The organism is Streptomyces sp. NPDC058671, from assembly GCF_042716475.1.
In the GTDB taxonomy this organism is placed as follows: domain Bacteria; phylum Actinomycetota; class Actinomycetes; order Streptomycetales; family Streptomycetaceae; genus Streptomyces.
In genome coordinates this window covers 202,721-226,815 of the sequence record NZ_JBHXSA010000005.1, presented here as the reverse complement: position 1 = coordinate 226,815, position 24,095 = coordinate 202,721, and the positions used below count along the sequence as shown (strand labels likewise).

Here is a 24,095-nt window from a genome sequence, read left to right as displayed (position 1 = left end):
AATCGGCTACGAGCCCGAGCGGGACGGGGAACTCGGCCCTGATCTGCGGACGTTGACATACCTTCACCGTGCCCACGTCGGAGCCGTACCGTTCGAGAACCTCGACGTCGTGCTCGGGAAGCCGGTGCTCCTGGACCTGAAGAGCCTTCAGGGCAAGCTCGTCGAGAGGCGCAGGGGAGGCTACTGCTACGAGCAGAACTCCCTGTTCGCGGCCGTACTCGAGCGGATCGGCTTCGCGGTTGCCGCCCGCGGAGCCCGTAACCGGTCGCGGGGCGCGGTGCTGCCGCCGGTCACCCACGCGCTTCTCGTCGTCACCATCGAGGGCGAGGAGTGGCTGGCAGACGTCGGGTTCGGCTGGCAGGGGCCGCTGGAGCCCGTGCCGCTGCACGCCGGGGCGCGGGTCCAGCAGGGCGGCTGGACGTTCGCGATCGGGGCCGAGGACGAGGGCATCCACGTGCTGCGCTCCCTTCGGCCGCAGGGCTGGACCGACCTGTACGCCTTCGCCCCCCAGACCCTCTACCCCGGCGACTTCGTCGTCATGAACCACTACAGCTCCAGCCATCCGCAGTCGCGTTTCCTCGGCCAGGTCGTGGCCCAGCGGCCCGGCACGGAGGTGCGCAGGGCGTTGGTGCGCGAGACGCTCTCGGTGATGCGGACGGACGGCTTCACCGGGGAACGGATCGTAGGCGCGGCCGAGTTGGTCGCGACCCTGGAGACCGAGTTCGGGATCGAACTGGACGACGAGGAGCGCGCGGGAGTGGAGCGAATACATCCGGCGGGAGTCTGAAGGGGCCTGCCGGGGCGGTCATCGGCCCCGTACGATGGCGCGGTGCTGGTCAAGTGGATTCGCTGCACCGTGGTGGACCGTCGAGGGTTCGAGCGGGGACAGCGGAAGTGGGCGGGGCTGCTCGGTGAGCCGGGGTTCCGGGGACAGGGTGGCGGGTGGAGCCGGGCTCGGCCTGACGTCGCTCACATCTTCGCGTTCTGGGAGAGCCGGGCCTTCTACGACTCCTTCATGGCGCGCTCGCACGACCGTCTGGCGACCGCGCAGGTCGGCACGTTCAAGGACAGCCAGGTCAAGCTGTTCGATCACCGCTTCGACGTGAAGACCGGGTTCGAGCCGCGGTTCTCCGACGCCGATGTGGCGCGGGTGGCGCACTGCCGTGTCCACGAGGACCGCGCCGAGCATTTCGCGCTCATGCAGGAGAAGGTGTGGAACCCGGCGATGGCCGGGTCTCCCGGCATGCTGCGGGGCCTGTTCGGTGAGGCGCCCGGCAGTGAGTTCCTGGTGCTCTCGATGTGGCAGTCCGTCGCGGAGCACGGGAAGTACCGGGCGGAACGCATCGAGCGGCTCGGTCTGCGGGCCAGGACCGCGGCCGACGTGGCGGCACTGGACGGGGACGTGGTGCAGCTCGAACCGTCCTGGACGGTCTGAGAGGGTTCGACGCCGGTCCGGACGGCGTCGCCGGTCCGGGACCGGGCGGGTGCGGCCGGCGGGTCGGCGGACCGGGCGGGCGCAAGCCGACGGAGCCGGGCCGCGTACGCCGGATGGCCTCCGGGTGCCCCCTCGACTGAGCCCGCCCGGGACCGGCGATCTAGGGTCGGGGTATGGCACGACCGCGGCGCATCGTTCTCGTACGGCACGGAGAGTCCGAGGGCAATGCCGATGACACGGTGTACGAACGGGAGCCCGACCACGCACTGCGGCTCACCGCGACCGGGTTGCGGCAGGCCGAGGAGACGGGGGAGTGGCTGCGGGAACTCTTCGGGGAGGAGCGGGTCAGCGTCTACGTCTCGCCGTACCGCCGCACCCATGAGACCCTCCGCGCCTTCCGGCTGTCGCCCGAGAGGGTCAGGGTGCGGGAGGAGCCACGCCTTCGGGAGCAGGACTGGGGCAACTGGCAGGAGCGGGACGACGTACGCCTGCAGAAGGCCTACCGGGACGCGTACGGGCACTTCTTCTACCGCTTCGCGCAGGGGGAGTCGGGGGCGGACGTCTACGACCGTGTCGGGGCGTTCCTCGAGAGCCTGTACCGCAGCTTCGAGGCACCCGACCATCCGCCCAACGTGCTGCTGGTCACCCACGGACTGACCATGCGCCTGTTCTGCATGCGCTGGTTCCACTGGACGGTCGCGGACTTCGAGTCGCTCGCCAATCCGGGCAACGGCGAGACCCGTGTCCTCCTGCTCGGCGAGGACGGGAGATACCGTCTGGACCGGCCGTTCGAACGCTGGCGTACCCCGGAACCGTACGGCCCTACCGGATAGAGTGGCAGACCGATGACCGCTGACTCCGCATTCGACCGGCGCTTCGACCGCGCCCTGGCCAGCCTGCGCGGGCTGTCCGTGGGAGACGCCCTGGGCTCCCAGTTCTTCCTACCCGCCCACTACCCCCTGCTGAAGCGGTGCGAGCTGCCCGACGGCCCCTGGCAGTGGACCGACGACACCGAGATGGCCTGTTCCGTCGTGGCCGTCCTCGCCCGCCACGAGCGGATCGACCAGGACGCCCTGGCGATGTCCTTCGCCCGGCACCACGACTTCGACCGTGGCTACGGCCCGGCCGTCAACCGGATGCTCCGGCTCATCCGGGAAGGCGGGGACTGGCGGGAGCTGGCCGCCGCGCTCTTCCAGGGACAGGGCTCCTGGGGCAACGGCGCCGCGATGCGGATCGCCCCGCTCGGCGCCTGGTACGCGGAGGACCCGGAGCAGGCCACGCACCAGGCCGAGATCTCCGCGTACACCACCCATCAGCACCGCGAGGCCGTGGTGGGCGCGATGGCCGTCGCCGCCGCTGCCGCGCTGGCCGCCGACCCCGCCGGACCGCCCACTCCCGAGGCGCTGCTCGACGGCGTCATCGCCCTCGTGCCGCGCAGCGCGGTCGGGGCCGGCCTGCGCCGGGCCCGCGACATGCTCGACTACGGCGACGCCGGCACGGTCGCCGCGGTGCTCGGCAGTGGCCGGCGGACGAGTGCGCACGACACGGTGCCGTTCGCCCTCTGGTCGGCCGCCCGGGGCCTCGACGATTTCGAGCGGGTGTTCTGGACGACCGCGCAGGTCGGAGGCGACGTCGACACGACCTGTGCCATCGCCGGGGGTGTGGTGGCCGCCGCGGCGACCGGTGCGCCCCCGGCGGAATGGCTGCGGCAGACCGAGGCCCTTCCGGAGTGGGTCCCGGTCACGGCCGCCTGAGAAGCCGTGATGTCCCCTGGATCTCCGGCCGGGGATCCAGGGGACACCGGTGTGGCGCGCAGGCGACCGGCCCGGCGGCTTCCGCACCGCCGCTGAGCGCTTCCCGATCGCTCGTGCGTACCCGGATCCGGCGTCGGCCGTCGGAGGAGGACCTCCTCGCGGACGTGCTCCGGTTCGGATCGCCGACGCTCGACGAGGCGCGGGATCTTCGGGAGCGCGCGTGGGGATCTGTACGAACTGGTCGTCGTCGGTCCGGGACGCCATGTGCTCCACGCCCGGATTCGTCGTGCGGGCTGTGTATTCACGAAAGCGACGCCGAGGTAGCCGAAAGGTTCTGAGACCGGGTCGTCGCGAGGGGGGTCGAGCCTTGGGTCCGTTTCTTCGGAGCCGTCCTGGGGCGCGGAATCGCCCGGCGTGAGGTCCTGTCCGGCGCGGACGACGACCCGGCGCTCGGCGTCACTCCCGCCATGATGATGTACCGCTCCAGGGTGTGCGCGAGCGAACGGCCGAACGTGAGCACGCCGACCTGGTCGACCGGATCATGGTGCCGCCGCTCCGTCCCCGAGGCGGCCGGGAACGCTCCCCGAGGCCGGCTCGCCCGGCCTCGGGGGTCCGGCGCGAAGCCCCCGGGGGCCCCGACGGGGAATCCGGGTATCGCGCGCGGCATCAAGCGGCGTAACCTGTCAGGCGCCATGCCGTACGAACCACCCACCCACACCGTCGAGCGATCGCTCCGAGCCACCACCGGCGCCAAGATCGTCGCCGGGGTCGACGAGGTCGGGCGCGGGGCCTGGGCCGGTCCCGTCACCGTGTGCGCGGCCGTCACCGGCCTGCGCCGGGCGCCCGAGGGCCTCACCGACTCCAAACTGCTCACGCTCAAGCGCCGCACCGCGCTCGCCGGGGAACTGGAGCGGTGGGTCACGGCGTACGCGCTCGGCGATGCCAGTCCGCAGGAGATCGACGAGCTCGGAATGACCGCCGCGCTGCGGCTCGCGGCGGTCCGGGCACTCGAAGGCCTCCCCGTCCGGCCCGACGCGGTCATCCTCGACGGCAAGCACGACTACCTCGGCAGCCCCTGGCAGGTCCGCACGGTGATCAAGGGCGACCAGTCCTGCGTCGCCGTCGCCGCCGCCTCCGTCATCGCCAAGGTCCGCCGGGACGCCGTCATGGCGGAACTGCAGAGCACCGAGGCCGATAACTATGCGGCGTACGCCTTCGGGGCCAACGCGGGCTACCCCTCGCCGGTCCACAAAGCGGCGCTCGAAGAGCTGGGACCCACTCCTCACCACCGTCTCTCCTGGGCCTACCTGGACGCGATGCCCAGGTGGCGCCACCTCAAGAAGGTCCGCCTCTCCGCCGAGGCGGCCGCGCTGCAGAGCGGGGGCCAACTCGGCTTCGACTTCTGAACTTCCGGCCGCGGGGCCCTGGCGAAGGGTTTCCCGCACGGCCGGGGCGCACATCTGTGCCCACCCGCCGGTGCCAAGCGCAGCGGCGTTTGATAGACATCCACCCATGCCTCTGTTCCCCGAGGAGCCTCAGATTCACGAGAGCGCCCAGGGTCCCCGCGCCACCGCGGCCGCCGGCCGTCCCGCGTCGACCCCCCGTCCTGTACCCGGCCCGCGTACCGCGGCCTCACCGCGGCCCGGACGCCCCGTTCCCGGCCCGGCCAGGCCCGCATCGCCCACCCCGCGCCCGCCCGCCGGTGCCGAGCCCTCTCCGGCGCGCACTCCGGAGAATCGTTCCGACCAGCGGCCCGCGCCGCAGCTCCAGCTGATCCCGGCCTCAGTCGACGGCGCGCTCGACGCCGCCGACGAGGCGCTGGACCTGCTTCTGGAGAGTGGGCGGGCACCCGGTGAGGTCCTCGTGCTCACCACCGGCGACCCGCACCCCTGGACCACGCACGAGCTGTCGTTCGGCGAGGCTGCCTACTGGGCCCAGCAGGACGCCGGCGACGACGTGTTCTTCGCGGACGCCGCCGCCGTGGAGCGGGCGAACCCCCGCCCCGTGGTGATCGTCGCCGTGAACGGCGGGGACGACGAGGCGGCCGCCAAGACGCTGCCGTCGGCGATGGCCCGCGCGAGCGCGCTGCTTGTCGTCTGCGGTGACCCGCAGCGTGTCTCGGCGCTCCTCGGAGCGGGCGCCGGCGTCTGACCGACGACCCCTCCGCCGGACCGAACCGGGCCGGCGGAGGTCGAGTCGGGCGTGCGATCAGCGCGCGGCCGCCCTGCGCAGGGGCTCGGTGGCACCGCTCGCGGTTCTCGGCGCGAGTCGGCCGAGCTCGGCCGGCGCGTCACCGAGAGGCAGCGGCAGCGAGTCGGACCCCGGACGGCGGCCGCCCCGGCCCTCGCCGAGCACCTGCCAGCCGCCGCGGGTCAGCGTGATGTACGCGCCGCAGCGGAGACCGTGCAAGGTGCAGGCGTCCCGGAGGCCCCACATCCACGCTCCGTCCTCCTCGGTCCAACGCTCGTCGCCCTCACGGCAGTACAGCAGGACCGCCGTCCGCACGGGCGTGCGCCTGCGCAGGTCGTGCGGGATGACCCGCCGCAGGTGCGCCAGCAGCGCGTTGCGGAACTCCCAGCCGTCAGCCGGGGAGGGGCGCCGGACGAACGAGGCGCTGGCCGCGAGCCGTTCCTCGTGGTCGAGGACCGCCAGGACGGCCGTCGAGGGCGTGGGTGTATGACGCGAGTGCAGCCCGCTGACGATCTCGCGGGGGTTGCGCAGCAGCGGGATCCCGGCAGCTGACCACTCGGCGGGTTCGAGTATCCGAGCGAGGCGGCTGGCGGACTCGGACGACGATCTGAGCGAGGCGGCTGTGGGCGGAGCGAATCCGAGGGTCACGGTCCTCCCTTCGGATACGCGCCCGCGAGGCGGGCAAGGTCGGGTGAAGGCGCACCACGGCACAGTCCTTCCGGACCGCTGACGGGCCGTGCGAGGCGGTTTCCCAATTCTTGCTGGCCCGTGCGCGAGCGGCAACGAGCAATTGAGGCAGCTGACGGGAATGGGTTGGTATGCCACCCATATCCCTGCCCAGTTGCCCATTGTTCACTCCCCGTTTCCCCACCTGTCTCACCCCTGGACGGCGAGCACCAGCGGAAACACCCCTTCCGCTCCGGCCCGCCGCAGCAACCGGGTAGCCACCGCCAACGTCCAGCCGCTGTCGGAGAGATCGTCCACGAGAAGAACCGGCCCACCCGCGGCGGCCAGTCGCCCGCCCAACTCGGCGGAGACCGTCAGGGTCCGCTGCAGACCCATCACCCGCTGAGCGCTGTTGGTCCGGGAGAGCCGCACCTCCTCCGCCTCGGGCGCGTACTCCACCGCACCGAGCAGGGGCATCCTGCCGATCTCGGCGATGCGCTCCCCGAGCGACCCCACCAGACGTGGCCTGTGGACGGAGGCGACGGTGACCACCCCCGCGGGCCGAGCCGGCGCGTCCGGCGCCCCGGAGGCCCAACCCCCAGGCCCCTTGGCCCAGTCGGCGAGCACGTGCACCACCGCCTGCACGACGTCGTCCGGCACGGGTCCGTCCGGGGCGCCGTCGGCCAACAGCGGACGCAGCCGGTTGCCCCAGCCGATGTCCGAAAGCCGCCCCAGAGCCCGGCCGCCGAAGGCCTGCTCTCGGGGAGGGATGCGGCCCTTCAGGTCGACCCCGACCGCCGCGAGTCCCGTCGGCCACATCTTGCGCGGCTCCACCTCCACGCCGGGCCGGCCCAACTCGCCCTTGGCGGCGTCCAGGGCCGCGTCCGACACCTTCGGATCGAACCGGTTCCCCGCGCAGTTGTCACAACGACCGCACGGAGCGGCCTCCTCGTCGTCCAGCTGACGCCGGAGGAACTCCATCCGGCATCCCGTCGCCGCCGCGTAGTCGCGCATCGCCTGCTGCTCGGTCGCCCGCTGTCGCGCGACCCACGCGTACCGCTCGGTGTCGTACACCCAGGGCCGGCCGGTGCTCTCCCAGCCGCCCTTCACACGGCGCACCGCGCCGTCCACGTCGAGGACCTTGAGCATCGTCTCAAGGCGTGTCCTGCGCAGCTCCACCAACGGCTCAAGAGCGGGCAGGGACAGGGGTCGGCCCGCCTGCGCGAGCACGTCGAGCGTCCGGCGCACCTGTTCCTCGGGCGGGAAGGCCACCGACGCGAAGTAACGCCAGATCGCCTCGTCCTCCTGCCCTGGCAGCAGCAGCACCTCCGCGTGCTCCACCCCTCGCCCGGCCCTGCCGACCTGCTGGTAGTACGCGATCGGCGAGGAAGGCGACCCCAGATGCACCACGAAGCCCAGGTCCGGCTTGTCGAAGCCCATGCCGAGGGCCGACGTCGCCACCAGCGCCTTGACCCGGTTGGCCTGCAGGTCGTCCTCGGCCTGCTGCCGGTCGGCGTTCTCCGTCCGGCCCGTGTACGACGAGACCGTGTGCCCGCACTGGCGCAGATAGGCCGTCACCTCGTCGGCCGCCGCGACCGTCAGCGTGTAGATGATTCCGGAGCCGGGCAGCTCGCCGAGGTGATCGGCCAGCCAGGCCAGCCGGTGGGCCGCGTCGGGCAGTCTGACCACGCCCAGACTCAGACTCTCCCGGTCCAGCGGCCCGCGCAGCACGAGGGCGTCCGTGCCGGCGCCCGTGCCGAGCTGCTCGGCCACGTCCGCCGTCACCCGCGCGTTCGCCGTCGCCGTGGTGGCGAGCACCGGCACCCCGGACGGCAGGTCGGCCAGCATCGTGCGCAGCCTGCGGTAGTCAGGCCGGAAGTCGTGCCCCCAGTCCGAGATGCAGTGCGCCTCGTCGACCACGAGCAGTCCGGTGGCGGCAGCGAGCCGGGGAAGGACCTGGTCGCGGAAGTCGGGATTGTTGAGCCGCTCGGGACTCACCAGGAGCACGTCCACCTCACCGGCGGACACCTCCTCCTGGACCGTGTCCCACTCCTCCGTGTTCGACGAGTTGATCGTCCGGGCGCGGATGCCCGCCCGAGCCGCCGCCTCCACCTGGTTCCGCATCAGCGCGAGCAACGGGGAGACGATCACGGTCGGGCCGCTTCCCCGCGCACGGAGCAGCGAGGTCGCCACGAAGTACACCGCCGACTTCCCCCAGCCGGTCCGCTGCACCACCAGGGCCCGCCGCCGGTCGGCGACCAGGGCCTCGATGGCCCGCCACTGGTCCTCGCGCAGTCTCGCCTTCCCGGTCGGGTCCGATACGAGGCGGGCGAGCACGGTGTCGGCGGCGGTCCGGAGTGCGGCGCGGTCTTCCAGGGGGTCTGCGTGGGTCATGCCTCCATGCAACCCGATGCCTCGGACATCGCGCGAATGAGGCGCCGGACCTGTGGACAACTCGAAGGGCGACGGACGCCCCGTTCCAGGAGTTATCCACAGGGGTTTCGGATTTCGGGAGATCACGAGACCGTCCTGACCATGAACGCGAATCACCATGAATCCAGCGGACCCTCCCGTACCCAGCAGATCACCCTGCGAGGCCCGGCGGAACTGGCGGACGCCCTGCCGTTCATGCTGGGCTTCCACCCCACCGACTCCGTCGTCCTGGTCGCCCTTCACGGCGAGCGCGGCCGCTTCGGCGGACGGGTGAGGCTCGGCATCCCGCGCTCGCCCCACGAATGGGCGTCCGTCGCCGACCACCTCGCCGAATGCCTCGTCGACGGAGGAGCCAAGGGCGGTACGCGACCGGACGGCATCGTCGTCTTCCTCTGCCAGGACCCCTCGGCCGGCGAGACGGGTCGCGGGGTCATGGAACGGCTGCGCCCCTTCGCCCAGCACCTGCGGACCGCCTGCGGCGCCCTCGACATCCCCGTCTACGAAGCCCTCTGCATCTCCGACGGCCTCTTCTTCTCCTACTGCTGCCCCGACGCGCGCTGCTGCCCGCCCGACGGCACCCCGCTCGCACTCAGCGGCACGTCGGTGATGGCGGCGGCCGCGGCGTACGCCGGAGTGCAGGTACGGGGTTCCCTGAGGGACATGGAAGGCCGGTTCATGCCGTCCGGAGGCCCGGGGGAGGAAGAGCAGCGCGCGGCGCTCGACGCGTCCGCCGCCTCGATCGTCCCCCGGATCCTCGAAGGCGCCGAGGGCAGGGGGCGCGAAGAGGTGCGCGAGACGACGCTGCGCATCGCGCGCGCCGTCCTCCGCCGGTTCGTCAACCCGAAGCACCCCGGCCAGGAAGTCCCGACGAGTCCGACAGACCGGAAGGACCGGACGGGCGCGGGAAAGGCCGACACCGCGACGGCCGAGGGCGACGCGGCCGATGACGCCTTGGTCGGGATCGACGAAGCGGCGGCGCTGATCATCGGCCTCCAGGACCGGGTCACCCGGGACCGTGCCGCCGAATGGATGGAGGGCTGGGAGGCCTCAGCGGCCCTGCGGCTCTGGCGCGTCCTCGCCCGGCGCTGCGTCAGCCCCTACCAGGAGCACGCCGCCGCACCCCTCACCCTCGCCGGCTGGGTCGCATGGTCCACCGGCGACGAGCCGACCGCCCGGGTCGCCCTCGGGCTCGCACTCCAGGCCGACCCCGAGTACGTCTTCGCCCAGCTGCTGCACCAGGCGTGCAACGAAGGGCTCGACCCCGAGTCGCTCCGCTCCTGCCTGAGGAGCGAGCGGGACACCCGGACCACCTCGGCGCCCTCCGCTCCCCCCGCCTCCCGACGCGTCCGGATGCGCGCCACCCGCCCGCAGGGCGCCCGGCAGACCCTTCGCAAGCCCCCGCGCCCGACCGGGGGAGAGGAGCGCCGCTCGACGGCCGGGATCAGGCCCGGTGGACCCGCCACGGGGAAGCCGGGGAGCCGTACCCCGAGGCGCGGCGGACAGCGCGGCACCAGGAGTGGCCGATGACGACCGTGACCCGGCCGCCCACAGACGCGTTCAGCTCTCTGGCGGAGTCGTCCGAGCCGTCCCGCCGACATTCCGCCGGCCGCCCGGTTCGCAGAGAGAGCACCCCGTACCCGCCATGGCCCTCAGCCCCGTCCCTGCCCCCGGCCGCCCACCCGCACCCCCTGCCGGTCACTCACTCGGGCGCCTGCCCGGCAGCGGCACCTCGCCTCCGCGTGGGGCGCGGCCCGCGGAGCTTCCCTCGGTGCACGGCGCGCTCCTCTGCGTGGCCCTGCCCGCCCTCGCCGTCTGCGCCGAGCACGGCCAGCTCACCGGCGAGGGACCCGAGGGCGTGTACGCGGCCGGTCGACGGCTCCTCTCCCGCTGCGTCCTCCGCGTGGCGGGGCGTGAGCCCGTCGCCCTCCAGGGCCGCCTGGCCGCCGCCGACCGGGCGGTGTTCCTCGGCGTCCTCCGCGTCCCGGGAGACAGGGGACCCGACCCCGGGCTCACCGTCGAACGCACGCGGAGCGCCGACGGAACAGAACGGATCACGCTGCGCAGCTCCGTCGCCCGCCCGCTCCGGCTCCCCGTGGAAATCGCTCTGGGCACGGATCTCGCGGACCTGGCCGCGGTGGCGTCCGGCCGGTCCGGCCCCGAGCTCACCGGGAGCGTCCATGGCACCGGCCTGCGCTGGACCAGCGGCGGACGGTCCGTCGCCGTCACCGCGGACCCACCGCCCACCGACTCCCTCGCGGCGGCCGGAGTGCTGCGCTGGGAGGCGGAGGTGGCGCCCGGAGGCACGTTCACGGTCCAGCTACGCGTACGCGACGACTCGTCCACCCGGCCCCGCGCCCTCACGGGTGGGGGCGCCGGACGGCCCGGCGGCCATCTGCTCGCCGACGCCCAGGCCGAGGGCGACGACCCGCGCCCGGGAGAGCTGCTGCGCGCGTCCGTCGAGGACCTGCGGGCCCTGCTCCAGCGCGACCCGGCGCACCCGGCGGACGTACACCTCGCAGCCGGCGTCCCCTGGCGCTGTGGACCGGTCACCGCCGAAGCGCTCTGGGCGGCCCGGATGGCCCTTCCTCTCGGCACCCGGCTCGCCGTCACCACCCTGCGCGCCCTCGGCCGTACCCAACTCTCCGGAGCAGGTCCCGAGTCCGGCCGCATCCCAGGACCCCTCCGCGACGCCGGGCCGCATCTGCCGCCCCGCTGCACGGGCGTCGAGGCCACCCTCGCCTTCCCGGCCGTTCTCGCCGAAGCCCGTCGCTGGGGGCTCCCGACGGCGGACCTCGAGGAGCTGCTTCCCGTGGCGGAGCGCTGCCTCGGCTGGCTGCGCCGGGCGGCCGCGGGAAACGGCCTCGTGGCGGACCCGGGGCCCGCCGGTCCCTGGCGGGCCGAGACGCAGGCGCACGCGCACCGCGCGGCCCTGCTCGGAGCGGACCTGCTCGATGCCTGCGGGAGACCTGGGGGAGACACGCTGCGGGACACGGGGCGGACTCTGCGCGAGCGCTTTCGCCGGGAGTTCTGGCTCGACGACCGAGCGGGGGGCCGCCCCGCTGTGGGCCGCACGTCTGACGGCCGGAGCCTGCCGTATCTGGGGGGCTGGGTCGCCCATCTGCTCGACACCGGGCTGCTGGGCGGTGGCCGTCACGCGCAGGGCCTGCTGGACAGGACGGAGACCGAGCAGGTGGCGAGGCTGCTCGGCACCCCGGCCCTGGACTCCGGCTGGGGGCTGCGCGGCCTCGGCGCCAAGGAGCCGGGGCACAACCCGTTCGGCCACCGGGCGGGCGCGGTGCGGGTGCACGAGACATCGGTCGCCGTGGCCGGTCTCGCCGCCTCCGGGCACGAGAAGGAGGCCACCTCCCTGCTTCGCGGGCTGATCGGCGCGGCGGAGGCCTTCGGCCATCGGCTGCCCGAGATGTACGCCGGGGAACAGCGCACGGCGGGCGGCCGTCCGGTGCCGCACCCGGCCGCGTGCCGGCCGGCGGCCGTCGCGGCCGCCGGAGCGGTGCACGCCCTGCTCGCCCTCGCCGGCATCCGGCCCGACGCGCCGGGCCGCTCCGTGTCGGCACATCCCCTGCGGTCGGCCCCGCTGGGTGCGATCCGGTTCTCAGGGCTTGTGGTCGCCGGTGAGCCGTTCGCCGTGCGGGTCGGACGGCTCGGGCTCGGTATGGTCGAGGAGGCCGCAGAGGGCCTTCAACTGGGGGTGTGACGGGATGCCGGACACAGACACGAGGGATGCTGCGCGGCAGGGCGAGGAAGTCGTCGCCGATGCTCCCGAGGGGCGTGCTTATCGTCAGGAAGACGACTATGATCACGACATGCCTCCCTACGACCCGTCGGCCTTTCCCCCCTTCGCCGTCACCGTCGATCTGGTCGTGCTCACCGTGCGCCGCCACGCGCTCTGCACCTTGGTCGTACGGCGGGGAGAGACCCCCTATCAGGGGCGTTGGGCGCTGCCCGGCGGCTTCGTGCGTGCTGAGGAGGATCTCGGCGCCGCGGCCGCGCGCGAGCTGGTCGAGGAGACCGGCCTCTGCGCCCACGACCCCGCCGCCCCGCCGCCGGTACCGAGCAACGGCGCGCACCTGGAGCAGCTCGCGACCTACGGGGCGCCCGACCGCGACCCGCGCATGCGGGTGGTCAGCGTCGCGCACCTGGCGCTGGCCCCGGACCTCCCCGCGCCGAGAGCCGGAGGCGACGCGAACAGCGCCCGCTGGGCCCCCGTCGAGGAACTGCTGGGCGAGGACGTGATCGCCGGGACGCTCGGGAGCGCCGACACGGCCGCAGCGGGGGAAGCAGCAGGCGACGCCGAGGACGCGGGCAAGCGCGGGGGCCCGGAGGCGCTCGCCTTCGATCACGCCCGGATCCTCGCCGACGGGGTGGAGCGCGCCCGCTCCAAGATCGAGTACTCCTCCCTGGCCACTGCCTTCTGTCCGCCGGAGTTCACGGTCGGAGAGCTGAGGCGTGTGTACGAGGCGGTCTGGGGTGTCTCCCTGGATCCGCGCAACTTCCACCGGAAGGTGACCGGCACGCCCGGCTTCCTGGTTCCGGCCGGTGGCACCACGACCCGTCAGGGTGGGCGTCCCGCCCAGCTCTTCAGGGCGGGCGGAGCCACTCTCCTCAATCCGCCGATGCTGCGCCCCGAGGTCTGACAGGCCGGTACGTCCGGCGCCCCCGCGCGCCAATCCTGCGTTGAAAGTCCGAAATGTAGCGTTATCTTGCTGTGGTAGCGCCGCCCTGCCGCGGAGCGGTGACATCTACGGCGAGAGAAGCGATGCTCCAGGCAATCGGACTGACCAGCATGCCCCGCCCCGATCGCCCGCCCGCCGTGGACGATCTGACCTTCGAGGCCCCGCCGGGCGCCGTGACCGCGCTCCTCGGCTCCCCGGGCTCCGGCAGGACGACCGCACTCCGGCTCATGCTCGAACTCGAGCCGGGCCGGGGCATCACCTACTTCCGCGGCCGGCCCCTGCACCGCATCGCCCACCCCTCGCGCGAGGTCGGCGTCCTCCTCGGTGACGTCCCAGGACATCCCTCCCGGACGCTCCGGGGCCACCTTCGGATGCTCTGCGCCGCCGCAGGGGTTCCCGCCTCGCGGGCCGACACCCTCACGCGGACCGTGGGCCTCACCGGGCTGGAGCGCCGTCGGATCGGCACCCTGCCGATCGGCGCGGACCGCCGACTCGGCCTCGCCTCTGCCCTGTTGGGGGATCCGCACACCCTGCTGCTCGACGAGCCGGGCGCCGGCCTCTCCGTGCCCGAGAGTGCGTGGTTGTACGAACTCCTGCGCGCGCACGCGGCGGACGGGGGAACCGTGCTCTACACCACGGATGACCCGAGGGACGCCGCCCGCAACGCCGACCGGGTCGTCACCCTCGACGGCGGTCGGCTCGTCGCTGACCAGGACGTCTCCGAGTTCGCCCGCACCCGACTGCGCCCCCGGGTCACCGTCCGCACCCCGCAGGCCGCGAGGCTCGCCGCGGCCGTGACCCAGGAGGCCAGAGCGGCGCGTCGCCCGGTCGAAGTGGTGGCCGAGGGCGGCAGCCGTCTGTCCGTCTACGGGAGCGACTGCGCGGCCGTCGGGGACACGGCGTTCCGCCACGGAGTGCCGATCCACCGGCTCGCGGCCGAAACCGGCCCCGTCCCGCGTACCCCGGAAAGGCGCGCATCGCCCGCCGCCGTGGCTCCGCCGGACGAGGTGGCAGGTGGCGCCGCCGGGGGGTCGGGCGGTGCCCGCCGACCGGCCCGCTCGCCCCTGCGCCCGCTGCGGTACGAGATCCGCCGGCTTCTGGGGGTGCCGTCCACTCCCCTCGTCGTGGCGGCCGTCCTGCTCGGTTCCGTGGTGCTCGCCCTGCTTCTCGGGCGAGGCGGGCGTGCCGCGGTGCCCGCCGTTCTGGCCGGCTGGCCCGCGATCTCCCCTCTGCCGCCCGCGGCCCTCGGAGCCGGGCTCCTCGGCGCCTTCTCCTTCGGCGAGGAGTACCGCTACCCCGCACTCACCTCGGGCCGCGGTGCCGTGCCCCGCAGGCCCGGTCTGCTCCTGGCGAAGCTCACCGTCGCGGCGGCCGTCGCCCTCGTGCTGGGGGTGGCCGTGGTGGTGGCCGACCTGGAGGCACTGAGGTTCGTCTACGGCGCCGAGTTGATCACCGTGCCTGAGAACTGGCCCACGCTCTGCGCGAGTTGGCTGGGACTGCTCGTCGGCTGCGCCTGGGCCGGAGTGCTCGGCGCCGGTGTGTTCCGTGCCGCGGCGGCCGGTGTGGCGGCGGTCCTCGCGGTACCGGTCGCCTTCGTCCCGCTGCTGCAGAAGGTGCTGACGGGGCCGTCGGTGCGATCGGCCGCCGGACTCCCCGCCCGGTTGCGCGAGTTCGCGGGTCCCCAGTGGTCGCCGGCGGTGGACCGCTGGCTGGCCGGGGTGCTGCGGGTCCTGGGGCAGCCCGCGGGGGTGGCCCTGTCGCTGACGTTGACGGGGTTGCTCTGCGCTTATGTGTTCACGGGGCTTCGCCGGAAGGCCCGTTGGTGATCACTTGTGAACCAAAAGATTCCGGTTCACTGTCAACTCCCGTGAAACTGCCTCGTATGTCCGATAAATCGTCAATTGCGCAGGGGGTGCCGATCACCCTTTCGTGTGCTTTTCACCAAAGACCTCAAGGGGCACGGAGGCAACGCCGACAAAGGATGCGTGAGTACCCTTGCGCACACCATGATGACCGCCGCCCGCTCCGTCGACTCCGGCCTCGGCGCCCCGGGCGATCTCGACCGCTACCCCTACCCGGAGGCGCCCGCCGTCGGCCGTACGGGACCGTCCTCCTGGGAGGGTGTGGACACGGACCTGGGCCGTGTCGGCCGCCGGAGCTCCGGCAACCGGGGCCGCGGGCTGCACGGGCAGCTCGTCCAGCAGCTCGGCCAGATGATCGTCTCCGGAGACCTCGGAGCCGACCGTCCGCTCGTCCCCGAAGAGATCGGCCAGCGGTTCGAGGTCTCACGCACGGTCGTGCGCGAGTCGCTGCGCGTGCTGGAGGCCAAGGGGCTCGTCAGCGCCCGCCCCAACGTCGGCACCCGGGTCAGGCCCGTCAGCGACTGGAACCTCCTGGACCCCGACATCATCGAGTGGCGTGCCTTCGGCCCGCAGCGCGACGACCAGCGCCGAGAGCTGATCGAGCTCCGCTGGACGATCGAGCCGCTGGCCGCTCGCCTCGCCGCCGGGCACGGCCGGGAGGACGTCCAGCAGCGTCTCGCCGACATGGTCGAGATCATGGGCCACGCGTTCGCCCAGGGAGACGGCATCACCTTCTCCCGCGCCGACACCGAGTTCCACTCCCTCCTCATCCAGCTCGCCGGGAACCGGATGCTGGAGCATCTCTCCGGCATCGTCGCGTCCGCTCTCCAGGTCTCCGGCGGTGGCCCCGTCACGAACTGCGACCGGCCGAGCGAGACCTGCATCGCCCACCACGCCAGGATCGCGGACGCGCTCGCCGCGGGGGACGCGCACGGCGCCGAGTCGGCCATGCGGCAGCTGCTCACCGTCCACCCCGAGGTGGAGCGGGTCGTCCCCGCCCCCCGCGAACACTGACCCGCGGGCCGTGTTCGGGAGCGCGCACGTGACGGCATCGCGTACCGCCGGGTCCGAGCGCCACCCGGGGGGTCCCGCAGGGATTCCCCGGGTGGCGCCAGGGTTGCGGCGGTGCGGATGTACGCTGATCTACCCTTTTCTGCCGCTTTGTCGTGCATGAGGTGTGACTCGGGCCACGAAGATTGGGCGTAACACTCCTCCCGGCCGTGCGATGACTTAAGAGGTGACAGCCGAGGAAGGAATACAGCAGCCGATGGAGGCGCTGTGCAGTTCCCCGGTCCAGCCCGCGCCGTCGGCACATTCCCCGTCGACGGTCGTCGGCTCCAGCCCGATCCAGGGCGGGGCCGGAAGCCGTTTCCATCGTTCCGAGAGGTTGTTCGTGTCGGCCAGCACATCCCGTACGCTCCCGCCGGAGATCGCCGAGTCCGAGTCTGTGATGGCGCTCATCGAGCGGGGAAAGGCTGATGGGCAGATCGCCGGCGATGACGTGCGTCGGGCCTTCGAGGCTGACCAGATTCCGCCAACCCAGTGGAAGAATGTTCTGCGCAGCCTCAATCAGATCCTCGAGGAAGAGGGTGTGACGCTGATGGTCAGTGCAGCGGAGTCGCCGAAGCGCGCCCGTAAGAGCGTCGCAGCGAAGAGCCCGGCCAAGCGCACCGCCACCAAGACCGTCACCGCCAGGGCGACCGTGACGAAGACCAGCGTCGCGGGCGCCACGGCCTCTGCGGCGGAGGGCGCCGACCCGGCCGACGAGGCCGGATCCGTCGCCAAGAAGGCGGCCGCGAAGAAGACCGTCGCCAAGAAGGCGGTGGCCAAGAAGACCGTCGCCAAGAAGACGGCGGCCAAGAAGACCACGTCCAAGAAGGACGCCGACGAGGCCGTCGAGGGCGAAGAGCTGCTCGAGGACGTCGCGCCCGGCAAGGGCGAGGAAGAGGAGACCGAGGGCGAGAGCAAGGGCTTCGTCCTGTCCGACGACGACGAGGACGACGCTCCGGCGCAGCAGGTCGCCGTCGCCGGTGCCACCGCCGACCCGGTCAAGGACTACCTGAAGCAGATCGGCAAGGTCCCGCTGCTCAACGCCGAGCAGGAGGTCGAACTCGCCAAGCGCATCGAGGCCGGCCTGTTCGCCGAGGACAAGCTGGCGAACTCGGACAAGCTCGCGCCGAAGCTCAAGCGCGAGCTGGAGATCATCGCCGAGGACGGCCGCCGGGCCAAGAACCACCTCCTGGAGGCCAACCTCCGTCTGGTGGTCTCCCTGGCCAAGCGCTACACCGGCCGCGGCATGCTCTTCCTGGACCTGATCCAGGAGGGCAACCTGGGTCTGATCCGTGCCGTCGAGAAGTTCGACTACACCAAGGGCTACAAGTTCTCCACGTACGCCACCTGGTGGATCCGTCAGGCGATCACCCGCGCCATGGCCGACCAGGCCCGCACCATCCGTATCCCCGTGCACATGGTCGAGGTCATCAACAAGCTCGCGCGCGTGCAGCGCCAGATGCTCCAGGACCTGGGCCGCGAGCCCACTCCGGAGGAGCTGGCCAAGGAGCTCGACATGACCCCTGAGAAGGTCATCGAGGTCCAGAAGTACGGTCGCGAGCCGATCTCCCTCCACACCCCGCTGGGTGAGGACGGCGACAGCGAGTTCGGCGACCTGATCGAGGACTCCGAGGCGGTCGTCCCGGCCGACGCGGTGAGCTTCACGCTCCTCCAGGAGCAGCTGCACTCCGTGCTCGACACGCTCTCCGAGCGGGAGGCGGGCGTCGTCTCGATGCGCTTCGGTCTCACCGACGGTCAGCCGAAGACTCTGGACGAGATCGGCAAGGTCTACGGCGTGACGCGCGAGCGGATCCGTCAGATCGAGTCGAAGACGATGTCGAAGCTGCGTCACCCGTCGCGTTCGCAGGTTCTGCGCGACTACCTCGACTGAGCCGTACACACCTCGGACACGAGGTACGGCGCGGTAGACGGAAGGGCCCGGTTCCCCGAGAGGGAGCCGGGCCCTCCGGCTGTGCGGGGTGCACGGTGCGCGCGAGTGCTGGACGCTGGGTGAACCGACATCACCGGAGAGTCAGGAGGCTTCATGCGTGGTTCCCTCACCCGAGCGTTGGCGGGTGCTCTGGGCCTGATCGCCGCAGCGGCGGGCCAGGTCGCCACCGGCGCCCCCGCGGCCGCCGACAGTGTCGTCGTGGGCGGGCGTCCCGCCCAGATCGGGGACGCGCCCTGGGTCGTGGCGCTGTCCAGCCGTGACCGGTTCGGAGGTACGCGCGCGGGACAGTTCTGCGGGGGCGTGGTGGTCGCGCCGACCAAGGTGCTGACGGCGGCCCACTGCCTGGGCCGGGAGGTGCTCGGCGGCGAGCCGTGGGAGGTGCGCGACTTCGTCGTCATCGCGGGCCGCGCCGCGCTGCGGGGACAGGGCGGGCAGGAGGTGCGGATCTCGGACACCTGGGTCAACCCCGACTACGACCCGACGACCAACTCGGGCGATCTCGCGGTGCTGACGCTGGTGAGCGCACTCCCGAAGTCGTACGTGATCGGCGTCGCCCCCGCCGGCGACGCGGTCCACACACCCGGGACGGAGGCGGACGTCTACGGCTGGGGTGACACGACCGGCAACGGGACCTACGCGTCCACGCTGCGGACGGCGCGCGTGCAGGTGCTGCCGGACAGCGCGTGCGAGCGGGCGTACCCGGGTGGACCGGGCGTTCCGTACCGGGGCGACACGATGGTGTGCGCGGGGGACCCGAAGGGCAGCAGGGACGCGTGCCAGGGCGACAGTGGGGGCCCGCTCGTGGCCAGGGGGCTGCTCATCGGTCTGGTGTCATGGGGCAGCGGCTGCGGGCAGGCGGAGAATCCGGGCGTCTACACGCGCGTCTCGGCGGTGCTGCCGTCGCGTATCTGACACTCGGTGGAATACGAGAACGGGCGGTCATCCCCCTGAGAATGCGGGGGTGACCGCCCGCCGTCCGGTCAGTGGCCGGATCTGGCTCGTCGTGGTTGCGAAGCGTCAGTGCTCGTCGCCCACAGTGCGGGCCGGCACGTCGGTCAGCCGGTCCGTCTCATCCTGTATCTCGACGGCGATCTTCTTGAGTTCCGGCTCGAACTTGCGTCCGTGGTGGGCGCAGAAGAGCAAGTCACCTCCGCTGGTCAGGACGACACGCAGGTATGCCTGGGCGCCGCAGCGGTCGCAGCGGTCAGCGGCCGTCAGGGGGCTCGCGGGGGTCAGAACAGTAGTCACGTCGCCTCTTCTCTAGCTCGACGAGCTGTCGTACCAGGGTCAACATCCAACCAGGCCGAAAACGTTCCCGCTCGTGGCTTTTCCTTGAAACTTCTTCCCAAGGTGGCTGTCTGCTGCCGGTTGGCGGCGAATGAGCCGTATTGCTTCGCTCTACGGATTTCGCGTTGCTTGCATCGGTTGGCCCTCCCGGCGGTTGCCGGTTGTTGATGAGGACGTGCCCGGAGCCTAAATGGTTCATGCCTGGAAGGGAACGTGATGTGTGCTTCACCCCATCGAGGGATCGAACATCCATACGACTCTGGACTAGCATGAGGAATCGGGGTGGGTGGCGTGACAACGGCTCTACCAGGCATCGGTACCCTCTGACCGGTGACCGAAGCCGGGCCTTACCCCATCGCGCAAGATTTCAAATTCAGCGAGGAGCGAACCGCGTGACCGCCGAAACGTCCGTGCCGTCCAGTGCGCTGCTGACCGCAGACCGTGACGCTTCCAACTACACCGCGCGGCACCTGCTCGTACTCGAGGGGCTCGAAGCGGTCCGCAAGCGCCCCGGTATGTACATCGGGTCCACCGACAGCCGCGGCCTGATGCACTGCATCTGGGAGATCATCGACAACTCGGTCGACGAGGCCCTCGGTGGCTACTGCGACCACATCGAGGTCATCCTCCACGAGGACGGATCCGTGGAGGTCCGGGACAACGGCCGGGGCATCCCGGTCGACGTCGAACCGAAGACCGGACTCTCCGGAGTCGAGGTCGTCATGACGAAGCTGCACGCCGGCGGAAAGTTCGGCGGTGGGTCGTACGCGGCCTCCGGCGGCCTCCACGGCGTCGGCGCCTCCGTGGTCAACGCCCTGTCGGCGCGCCTCGACGTCGAGGTCGACCGGAACAGCGCCACGCACTCGATCAGTTTCCGCCGCGGCGTCCCGGGCATCTTCACGGAGCACGGCCCCGACAGTCCCTTCGATCCGGCGAACGGCCTCCTCAAGGGCAAGCGCGTCCCCAAGGCCCGCACCGGCACCCGCGTCCGCTACTGGGCGGACCGGCAGATCTTCCTCAAGGACGCCAAGCTCTCCCTGGAGACGCTGCACCAGCGCGCCCGGCAGACCGCCTTCCTCGTGCCCGGTCTCACCATCGTCGTCCGCGACGAGCGCGACTTGGCGGGCGTCGGCAAGAGCGAGGAGACGTTCCGCTTCGACGGTGGCATCAGCGAGTTCTGCGAGTACCTCGCGCAGGACAAGGCCGTCTGCGACATCCAGCGCCTCACCGGGCACGGCACCTTCAAGGAGACCGTCCCCGTCCTCGACGAGCGGGGCCACATGACCCCGACCGAGGTCACCCGCGAACTCACCGTCGACGTCGCGCTGCGCTGGGGCACGGGCTACGACGCCACGGTGAAGTCCTTCGTCAACATCATCGCGACGCCGAAGGGCGGCACCCACGTCTCCGGCTTCGAGCAGGCCATCACCAAGACGGTGAACGAGGTGCTGCGCTCGACGAAGATGCTGCGCGTCGCCGAGGACGACGTCGTCAAGGACGACGCCCTCGAAGGGCTCACGGCCGTCGTGACGGTCCGCCTCGCCGAGCCGCAGTTCGAGGGGCAGACCAAGGAGGTCCTCGGCACGTCCGCCGCGCGCCGGATCGTGGCGAACGTGGTCGCCAAGGAGCTCAAGGCCTTCCTCACCTCCACCAAGCGGGACGCCAAGGCGCAGGCGCGCGCCGTGCTGGAGAAGGCCGTCGCCGCGGCCCGTACCCGGATCGCCGCGCGGCAGCACAAGGAGGCGCAGCGCCGGAAGACCGCGCTCGAGTCCTCTTCGCTGCCGGCCAAGCTGGCCGACTGCCGCAGCGACGACGTGGAGCGCAGCGAGCTCTTCATCGTCGAGGGCGACTCGGCCCTCGGCACGGCCAAGCTCGCCCGTAACAGCGAGTTCCAGGCGCTGCTGCCCATCCGGGGCAAGATCCTCAACGTTCAGAAGTCGTCCGTCTCGGACATGCTGAAGAACGCCGAGTGCGGCGCGATCATCCAGGTCATAGGAGCGGGATCGGGCCGCACCTTCGACATCGACGCGGCCCGCTACGGGAAGATCGTCCTCCTCGTCGACGCCGACGTCGACGGCGCCCACATCCGCTGTCTGCTGCTGACGCTCTTCCAGCGCTACATGCGGCCCATGGTGGAGGCCGGGCGGGTCTTCGCCGCCGTGCCCCCGCTGCACCGGATCGAGCTCGTCCAGCCCAAGAAGGGCCAGGACAAGTACGTCTACACGTACTCGGACAACGAGCTGCGGCAGACCCTGCTGGAGTACCAGCGCAAGGGGGTCCGCTACAAGGACGCCATCCAGCGCTACAAGGGCCTGGGCGAGATGGACGCGGACCAGCTCGCGGAGACCACGATGGACCCCCGCCACCGCACCCTGCGCCGGATCAACATCGGTGACCTGGACGCGGCCGAGCAGGTCTTCGACCTCCTCATGGGCAATGACGTGGCTCCCCGCAAGGAGTTCATCACCGGTTCGGCGGCGACCCTCGACCGTTCGCGCATCGACGCCTGAGGTTCGCGGGCCGGGGCCCGCGACCGGGCGCAGGCCGTGCGGTACGCATATCAGCACGGCCTGGTCAGGTCGCCTGGGAGAAGAGTCACCTGATGGGGTGAAGAGGGGGAGGAGAAGAGTCCGGGGTCTTCCCGCTCTGTCCATCCTTGGGCACGCGGCCGAAACGGTTCGCTGACAAGGAGAGTTGGCGGGTGGAGCAGGTGGACGAACAGGAGGGGCTCGGCGTTCCGGCGATGCCGGTCGACGACCCCGGGTACGACGCGACGGCCTCCGGACGTGGCGAGCGGGCCGGGGCGCCCGGCGCCGGCCGCCCCGACGCGGTGCCGCGGCAGCGGGTCCACAGCGCGGCGGAGATCTATCTGGAAGTGCAGCGCAGCCCCGCCTTCCAGGAAGTGCGCAGCCGCTACCGCCGGTTCGCGTTCCCCGCCGCCCTCGCGTTCCTCCTCTGGTACCTCGCCTACGTAGTGGCGGCGACAGCCGCTCCGGGGCTCATGGCCCGCCCGGTCGCCGGAGCGGTGAACGTGGCGATGGTCGCGGGGCTCGGGCAGTTCCTCACCACCTTCCTGCTGACCTGGGCCTACGCGCGCCATGCCCGGCTGCGCAGGGACCGGGCCGCGCTGGACCTGCGGTGGGACACGCAGGAGATGACCCGAGGGGTGGTGCGGCCGTGACCGGAGACCACCAGACCCTGGCGCTCGTGCTGTTCAGCGTCTTCATCGCCGTCACCCTCGGCATCACCACCTGGGTGAGCCGCAACCGGCGCGGTTCGGCGGAGGAGTTCTACGCCGGGGGCAGGCTGTTCTCGCCCTTGGAGAACGGCTTCGCGATCGCCGGTGACTACATGTCCGCGGCCTCGTTCCTCGGCATCTCCGGGCTGATCGCGCTCTACGGCTACGACGGCATGCTGTACTCCGTGGGGTTCCTGGTCGCCTGGCTGGTCGTGCTGCTCCTGGTGGCCGAACTGGTGCGCAACTGCGGCCGGTTCACGCTGGCCGACGTCGTCGCCGCGCGGATGGCCGAGCGGCCGGTGCGGATCGCCGCCGGAACGTCCTCGGTGACCGTGTCGCTGCTGTACCTCGTCGCCCAGATGGTCGGCGCGGGGAGCCTTGTCGCCCTGCTGCTCGGCGGCACCAGCGAGGCGGCCCGGTCATGGACGGTGATCGGCGTGGGCGCGCTGATGGTGGTCTACGTGTCGCTCGGCGGCATGCGGGCCACCACCTGGATCCAGATCGTCAAGGCCGTCCTGCTCATGGCGGGCACGATCGCGCTCACCGTCCTGGTCCTGCTCCGGTTCCACGGCGACGTGAACAACCTGCTCTCCACCGCGGCGGAACGCAGCGGCCACGGAACGCGGTTCCTCGCCCCCGGACTCCGCTACGGCGGGGACTGGACGGCCCGTCTCGACTTCATCAGCCTCGGCCTCGCCCTGGTCCTGGGCACCGCGGGCCTGCCGCACATCCTGGCGCGCTTCTACACCGTGCCGACTGCCAGGGCCGCCCGCCGCTCCGTCGTCTGGGCCATCGGGCTCATCGGAGGCTTCTACCTGATGACCATCGTGCTCGGCTTCGGCGCGGCGGCCCTGATCGGCCCCGCCGAGGTCCGCGCCTCCAACGCCTCCGGGAACACGGCCGTACCGCTGCTCGCTCTCGACCTCGGCGGGGGAGCGGGGTCCACCGGCGGCACCGTGCTCTTCGCGATCGTGGCCGCCGTCGCGTTCGCGACCATCCTGGCCGTCGTCGCGGGGATCACCCTCGCCTCGTCGGCCTCCGTCGCCCACGACCTGTACGCCTCGCTGCGCCGTCCGCACGCGAAGCAGTACAGCGAGGTGACCGTGGCCCGGATCGCCGCGGCGGTGATCGGCGCGGCCGCCATCGGCCTGGGGCTGCTCGCCCGCGACCTCAATGTGGCCTTCCTCGTCGGACTGGCCTTCGCGGTCGCGGCCTCCGCCAATCTGCCGGTGCTGCTCTACTCGCTGTTCTGGCGGAAGTTCACCACCCGGGGCGCGGTCTGGGCGGTGTACGGCGGACTGATCCCCGCGGTGCTGCTCGTCCTGGTCTCGCCGGTCGTCTCCGGCAGTCCCGAGGCGCTGTTCCCCGGCGTCGACCTCCACCTCTTCCCGCTGCAGAACCCGGGAGTGGTGTCCATTCCGCTCGGCTTCCTCGCGGGCTGGATCGGGACGGTCACCTCCACCGAGCCGCCCGACGAGGCTCGGCACGCCGAGACCGAGGTGCGGGCGCTGACGGGCGCGGGAGCCGTCTGACCG

General features: G+C 71.9%; 19 protein-coding genes. 16 read left to right on the top strand and 3 right to left on the bottom strand.

The genetic code is table 11. The features are described from left to right. Positions 1-52: 52 nt before the first annotated feature. From ACFWV2_RS08715 to ACFWV2_RS08690, 6 genes are all read left to right on the top strand, one after another. A complete protein-coding gene (locus tag ACFWV2_RS08715) occupies positions 53-787 on the top strand; it encodes an arylamine N-acetyltransferase (protein ID WP_384403782.1) in 735 nt (244 codons plus the stop codon). Positions 788-829: 42 nt separating this feature from the next. Further along, the gene (locus tag ACFWV2_RS08710) at positions 830-1,435 is read left to right on the top strand and encodes a YdbC family protein (RefSeq protein ID WP_384403779.1); all 606 of its coding nucleotides are present in this window, start codon (positions 830-832) and stop codon (positions 1,433-1,435) included. A 173-nt stretch (positions 1,436-1,608) separates the two neighbouring features. Then, a complete protein-coding gene (locus ACFWV2_RS08705) occupies positions 1,609-2,268 on the top strand; it encodes a histidine phosphatase family protein (protein WP_360789007.1) in 660 nt (219 codons plus the stop codon). Between the two features lie 12 nt (positions 2,269-2,280). Further along, on the top strand, positions 2,281-3,189 hold the full coding sequence (locus tag ACFWV2_RS08700) for an ADP-ribosylglycohydrolase family protein (protein ID WP_384403776.1): 909 nt from the start codon (positions 2,281-2,283) through the stop codon (positions 3,187-3,189). 692 nt (positions 3,190-3,881) lie between these two features. Continuing rightward, the gene (locus ACFWV2_RS08695; RefSeq protein ID WP_384403773.1) at positions 3,882-4,595 is read left to right on the top strand and encodes a ribonuclease HII; all 714 of its coding nucleotides are present in this window, start codon (positions 3,882-3,884) and stop codon (positions 4,593-4,595) included. Between the two features lie 106 nt (positions 4,596-4,701). Further along, on the top strand, positions 4,702-5,340 hold the full coding sequence (locus ACFWV2_RS08690; protein ID WP_384403770.1) for a hypothetical protein: 639 nt from the start codon (positions 4,702-4,704) through the stop codon (positions 5,338-5,340). A gap of 57 nt (positions 5,341-5,397) precedes the next feature. Here the strand turns inward: ACFWV2_RS08690 and ACFWV2_RS08685 are convergent, their stop codons facing one another. Both ACFWV2_RS08685 and ACFWV2_RS08680 read right to left on the bottom strand, forming a co-directional pair. Next, positions 5,398-6,027, bottom strand: coding sequence for a hypothetical protein (locus ACFWV2_RS08685; protein ID WP_384403767.1), 630 nt, complete (start codon positions 6,025-6,027; stop codon positions 5,398-5,400). A 228-nt stretch (positions 6,028-6,255) separates the two neighbouring features. Continuing rightward, positions 6,256-8,439: a RecQ family ATP-dependent DNA helicase gene (locus ACFWV2_RS08680; RefSeq protein WP_384403764.1), complete on the bottom strand. Its 2,184-nt coding sequence runs from the start codon at positions 8,437-8,439 to the stop codon at positions 6,256-6,258. Positions 8,440-8,580: 141 nt separating this feature from the next. Here ACFWV2_RS08680 and ACFWV2_RS08675 point away from each other — a divergent pair, with 141 nt between their 5' ends. From ACFWV2_RS08675 to ACFWV2_RS08645, 7 genes are all read left to right on the top strand, one after another. Continuing rightward, the gene (locus ACFWV2_RS08675) at positions 8,581-10,005 is read left to right on the top strand and encodes a DUF4192 domain-containing protein (RefSeq protein ID WP_384403762.1); all 1,425 of its coding nucleotides are present in this window, start codon (positions 8,581-8,583) and stop codon (positions 10,003-10,005) included. 115 nt (positions 10,006-10,120) lie between these two features. Beyond that, on the top strand, positions 10,121-12,193 hold the full coding sequence (locus tag ACFWV2_RS08670; protein WP_384403759.1) for a glycogen debranching N-terminal domain-containing protein: 2,073 nt from the start codon (positions 10,121-10,123) through the stop codon (positions 12,191-12,193). A gap of 109 nt (positions 12,194-12,302) precedes the next feature. Then, positions 12,303-13,133 (top strand): NUDIX domain-containing protein, encoded by an 831-nt coding sequence (locus ACFWV2_RS08665; RefSeq protein WP_384403756.1) that lies wholly within the window; start codon positions 12,303-12,305, stop codon positions 13,131-13,133. A gap of 122 nt (positions 13,134-13,255) precedes the next feature. Further along, complete coding sequence (locus ACFWV2_RS08660) at positions 13,256-14,998, top strand: ATP-binding cassette domain-containing protein (RefSeq protein WP_384403753.1); 1,743 nt, start codon at positions 13,256-13,258, stop codon at positions 14,996-14,998. A 159-nt stretch (positions 14,999-15,157) separates the two neighbouring features. After that, positions 15,158-16,048, top strand: a complete 891-nt coding sequence (locus ACFWV2_RS08655) for a FadR/GntR family transcriptional regulator (protein WP_384403750.1) — start codon at positions 15,158-15,160, stop codon at positions 16,046-16,048. A 379-nt stretch (positions 16,049-16,427) separates the two neighbouring features. Continuing rightward, positions 16,428-17,975 carry an RNA polymerase sigma factor gene (locus ACFWV2_RS08650; RefSeq protein WP_384403747.1) on the top strand — a complete coding sequence of 516 codons (1,548 nt, stop codon included), beginning with the start codon at positions 16,428-16,430 and terminating at the stop codon, positions 17,973-17,975. Positions 17,976-18,128: 153 nt separating this feature from the next. Next, complete coding sequence (locus tag ACFWV2_RS08645; protein ID WP_384403744.1) at positions 18,129-18,947, top strand: serine protease; 819 nt, start codon at positions 18,129-18,131, stop codon at positions 18,945-18,947. Positions 18,948-19,052: 105 nt separating this feature from the next. On the opposite strand, the gene ACFWV2_RS08640 is transcribed toward ACFWV2_RS08645, so the two are convergent. Next, the gene (locus ACFWV2_RS08640; RefSeq protein WP_030211728.1) at positions 19,053-19,283 is read right to left on the bottom strand and encodes a hypothetical protein; all 231 of its coding nucleotides are present in this window, start codon (positions 19,281-19,283) and stop codon (positions 19,053-19,055) included. 431 nt (positions 19,284-19,714) lie between these two features. On the opposite strand from ACFWV2_RS08640, the gene ACFWV2_RS08635 reads away from it, so the two are divergent. The 3 genes from ACFWV2_RS08635 to ACFWV2_RS08625 all read left to right on the top strand — a co-directional run bounded on the left by ACFWV2_RS08635 (position 19,715) and on the right by ACFWV2_RS08625 (position 24,092). Continuing rightward, the gene (locus tag ACFWV2_RS08635) at positions 19,715-21,832 is read left to right on the top strand and encodes a type IIA DNA topoisomerase subunit B (RefSeq protein ID WP_384403741.1); all 2,118 of its coding nucleotides are present in this window, start codon (positions 19,715-19,717) and stop codon (positions 21,830-21,832) included. Positions 21,833-22,065: 233 nt separating this feature from the next. Further along, positions 22,066-22,503 carry a DUF485 domain-containing protein gene (locus ACFWV2_RS08630; RefSeq protein ID WP_384404018.1) on the top strand — a complete coding sequence of 146 codons (438 nt, stop codon included), beginning with the start codon at positions 22,066-22,068 and terminating at the stop codon, positions 22,501-22,503. Beyond that, entirely contained in the window at positions 22,500-24,092 is a 1,593-nt protein-coding gene (locus ACFWV2_RS08625) for a cation acetate symporter (protein ID WP_384403739.1), read from the top strand. Before ACFWV2_RS08630 ends, ACFWV2_RS08625 begins: the two co-directional genes overlap by 4 nt. Positions 24,093-24,095: the final 3 nt, after the last annotated feature.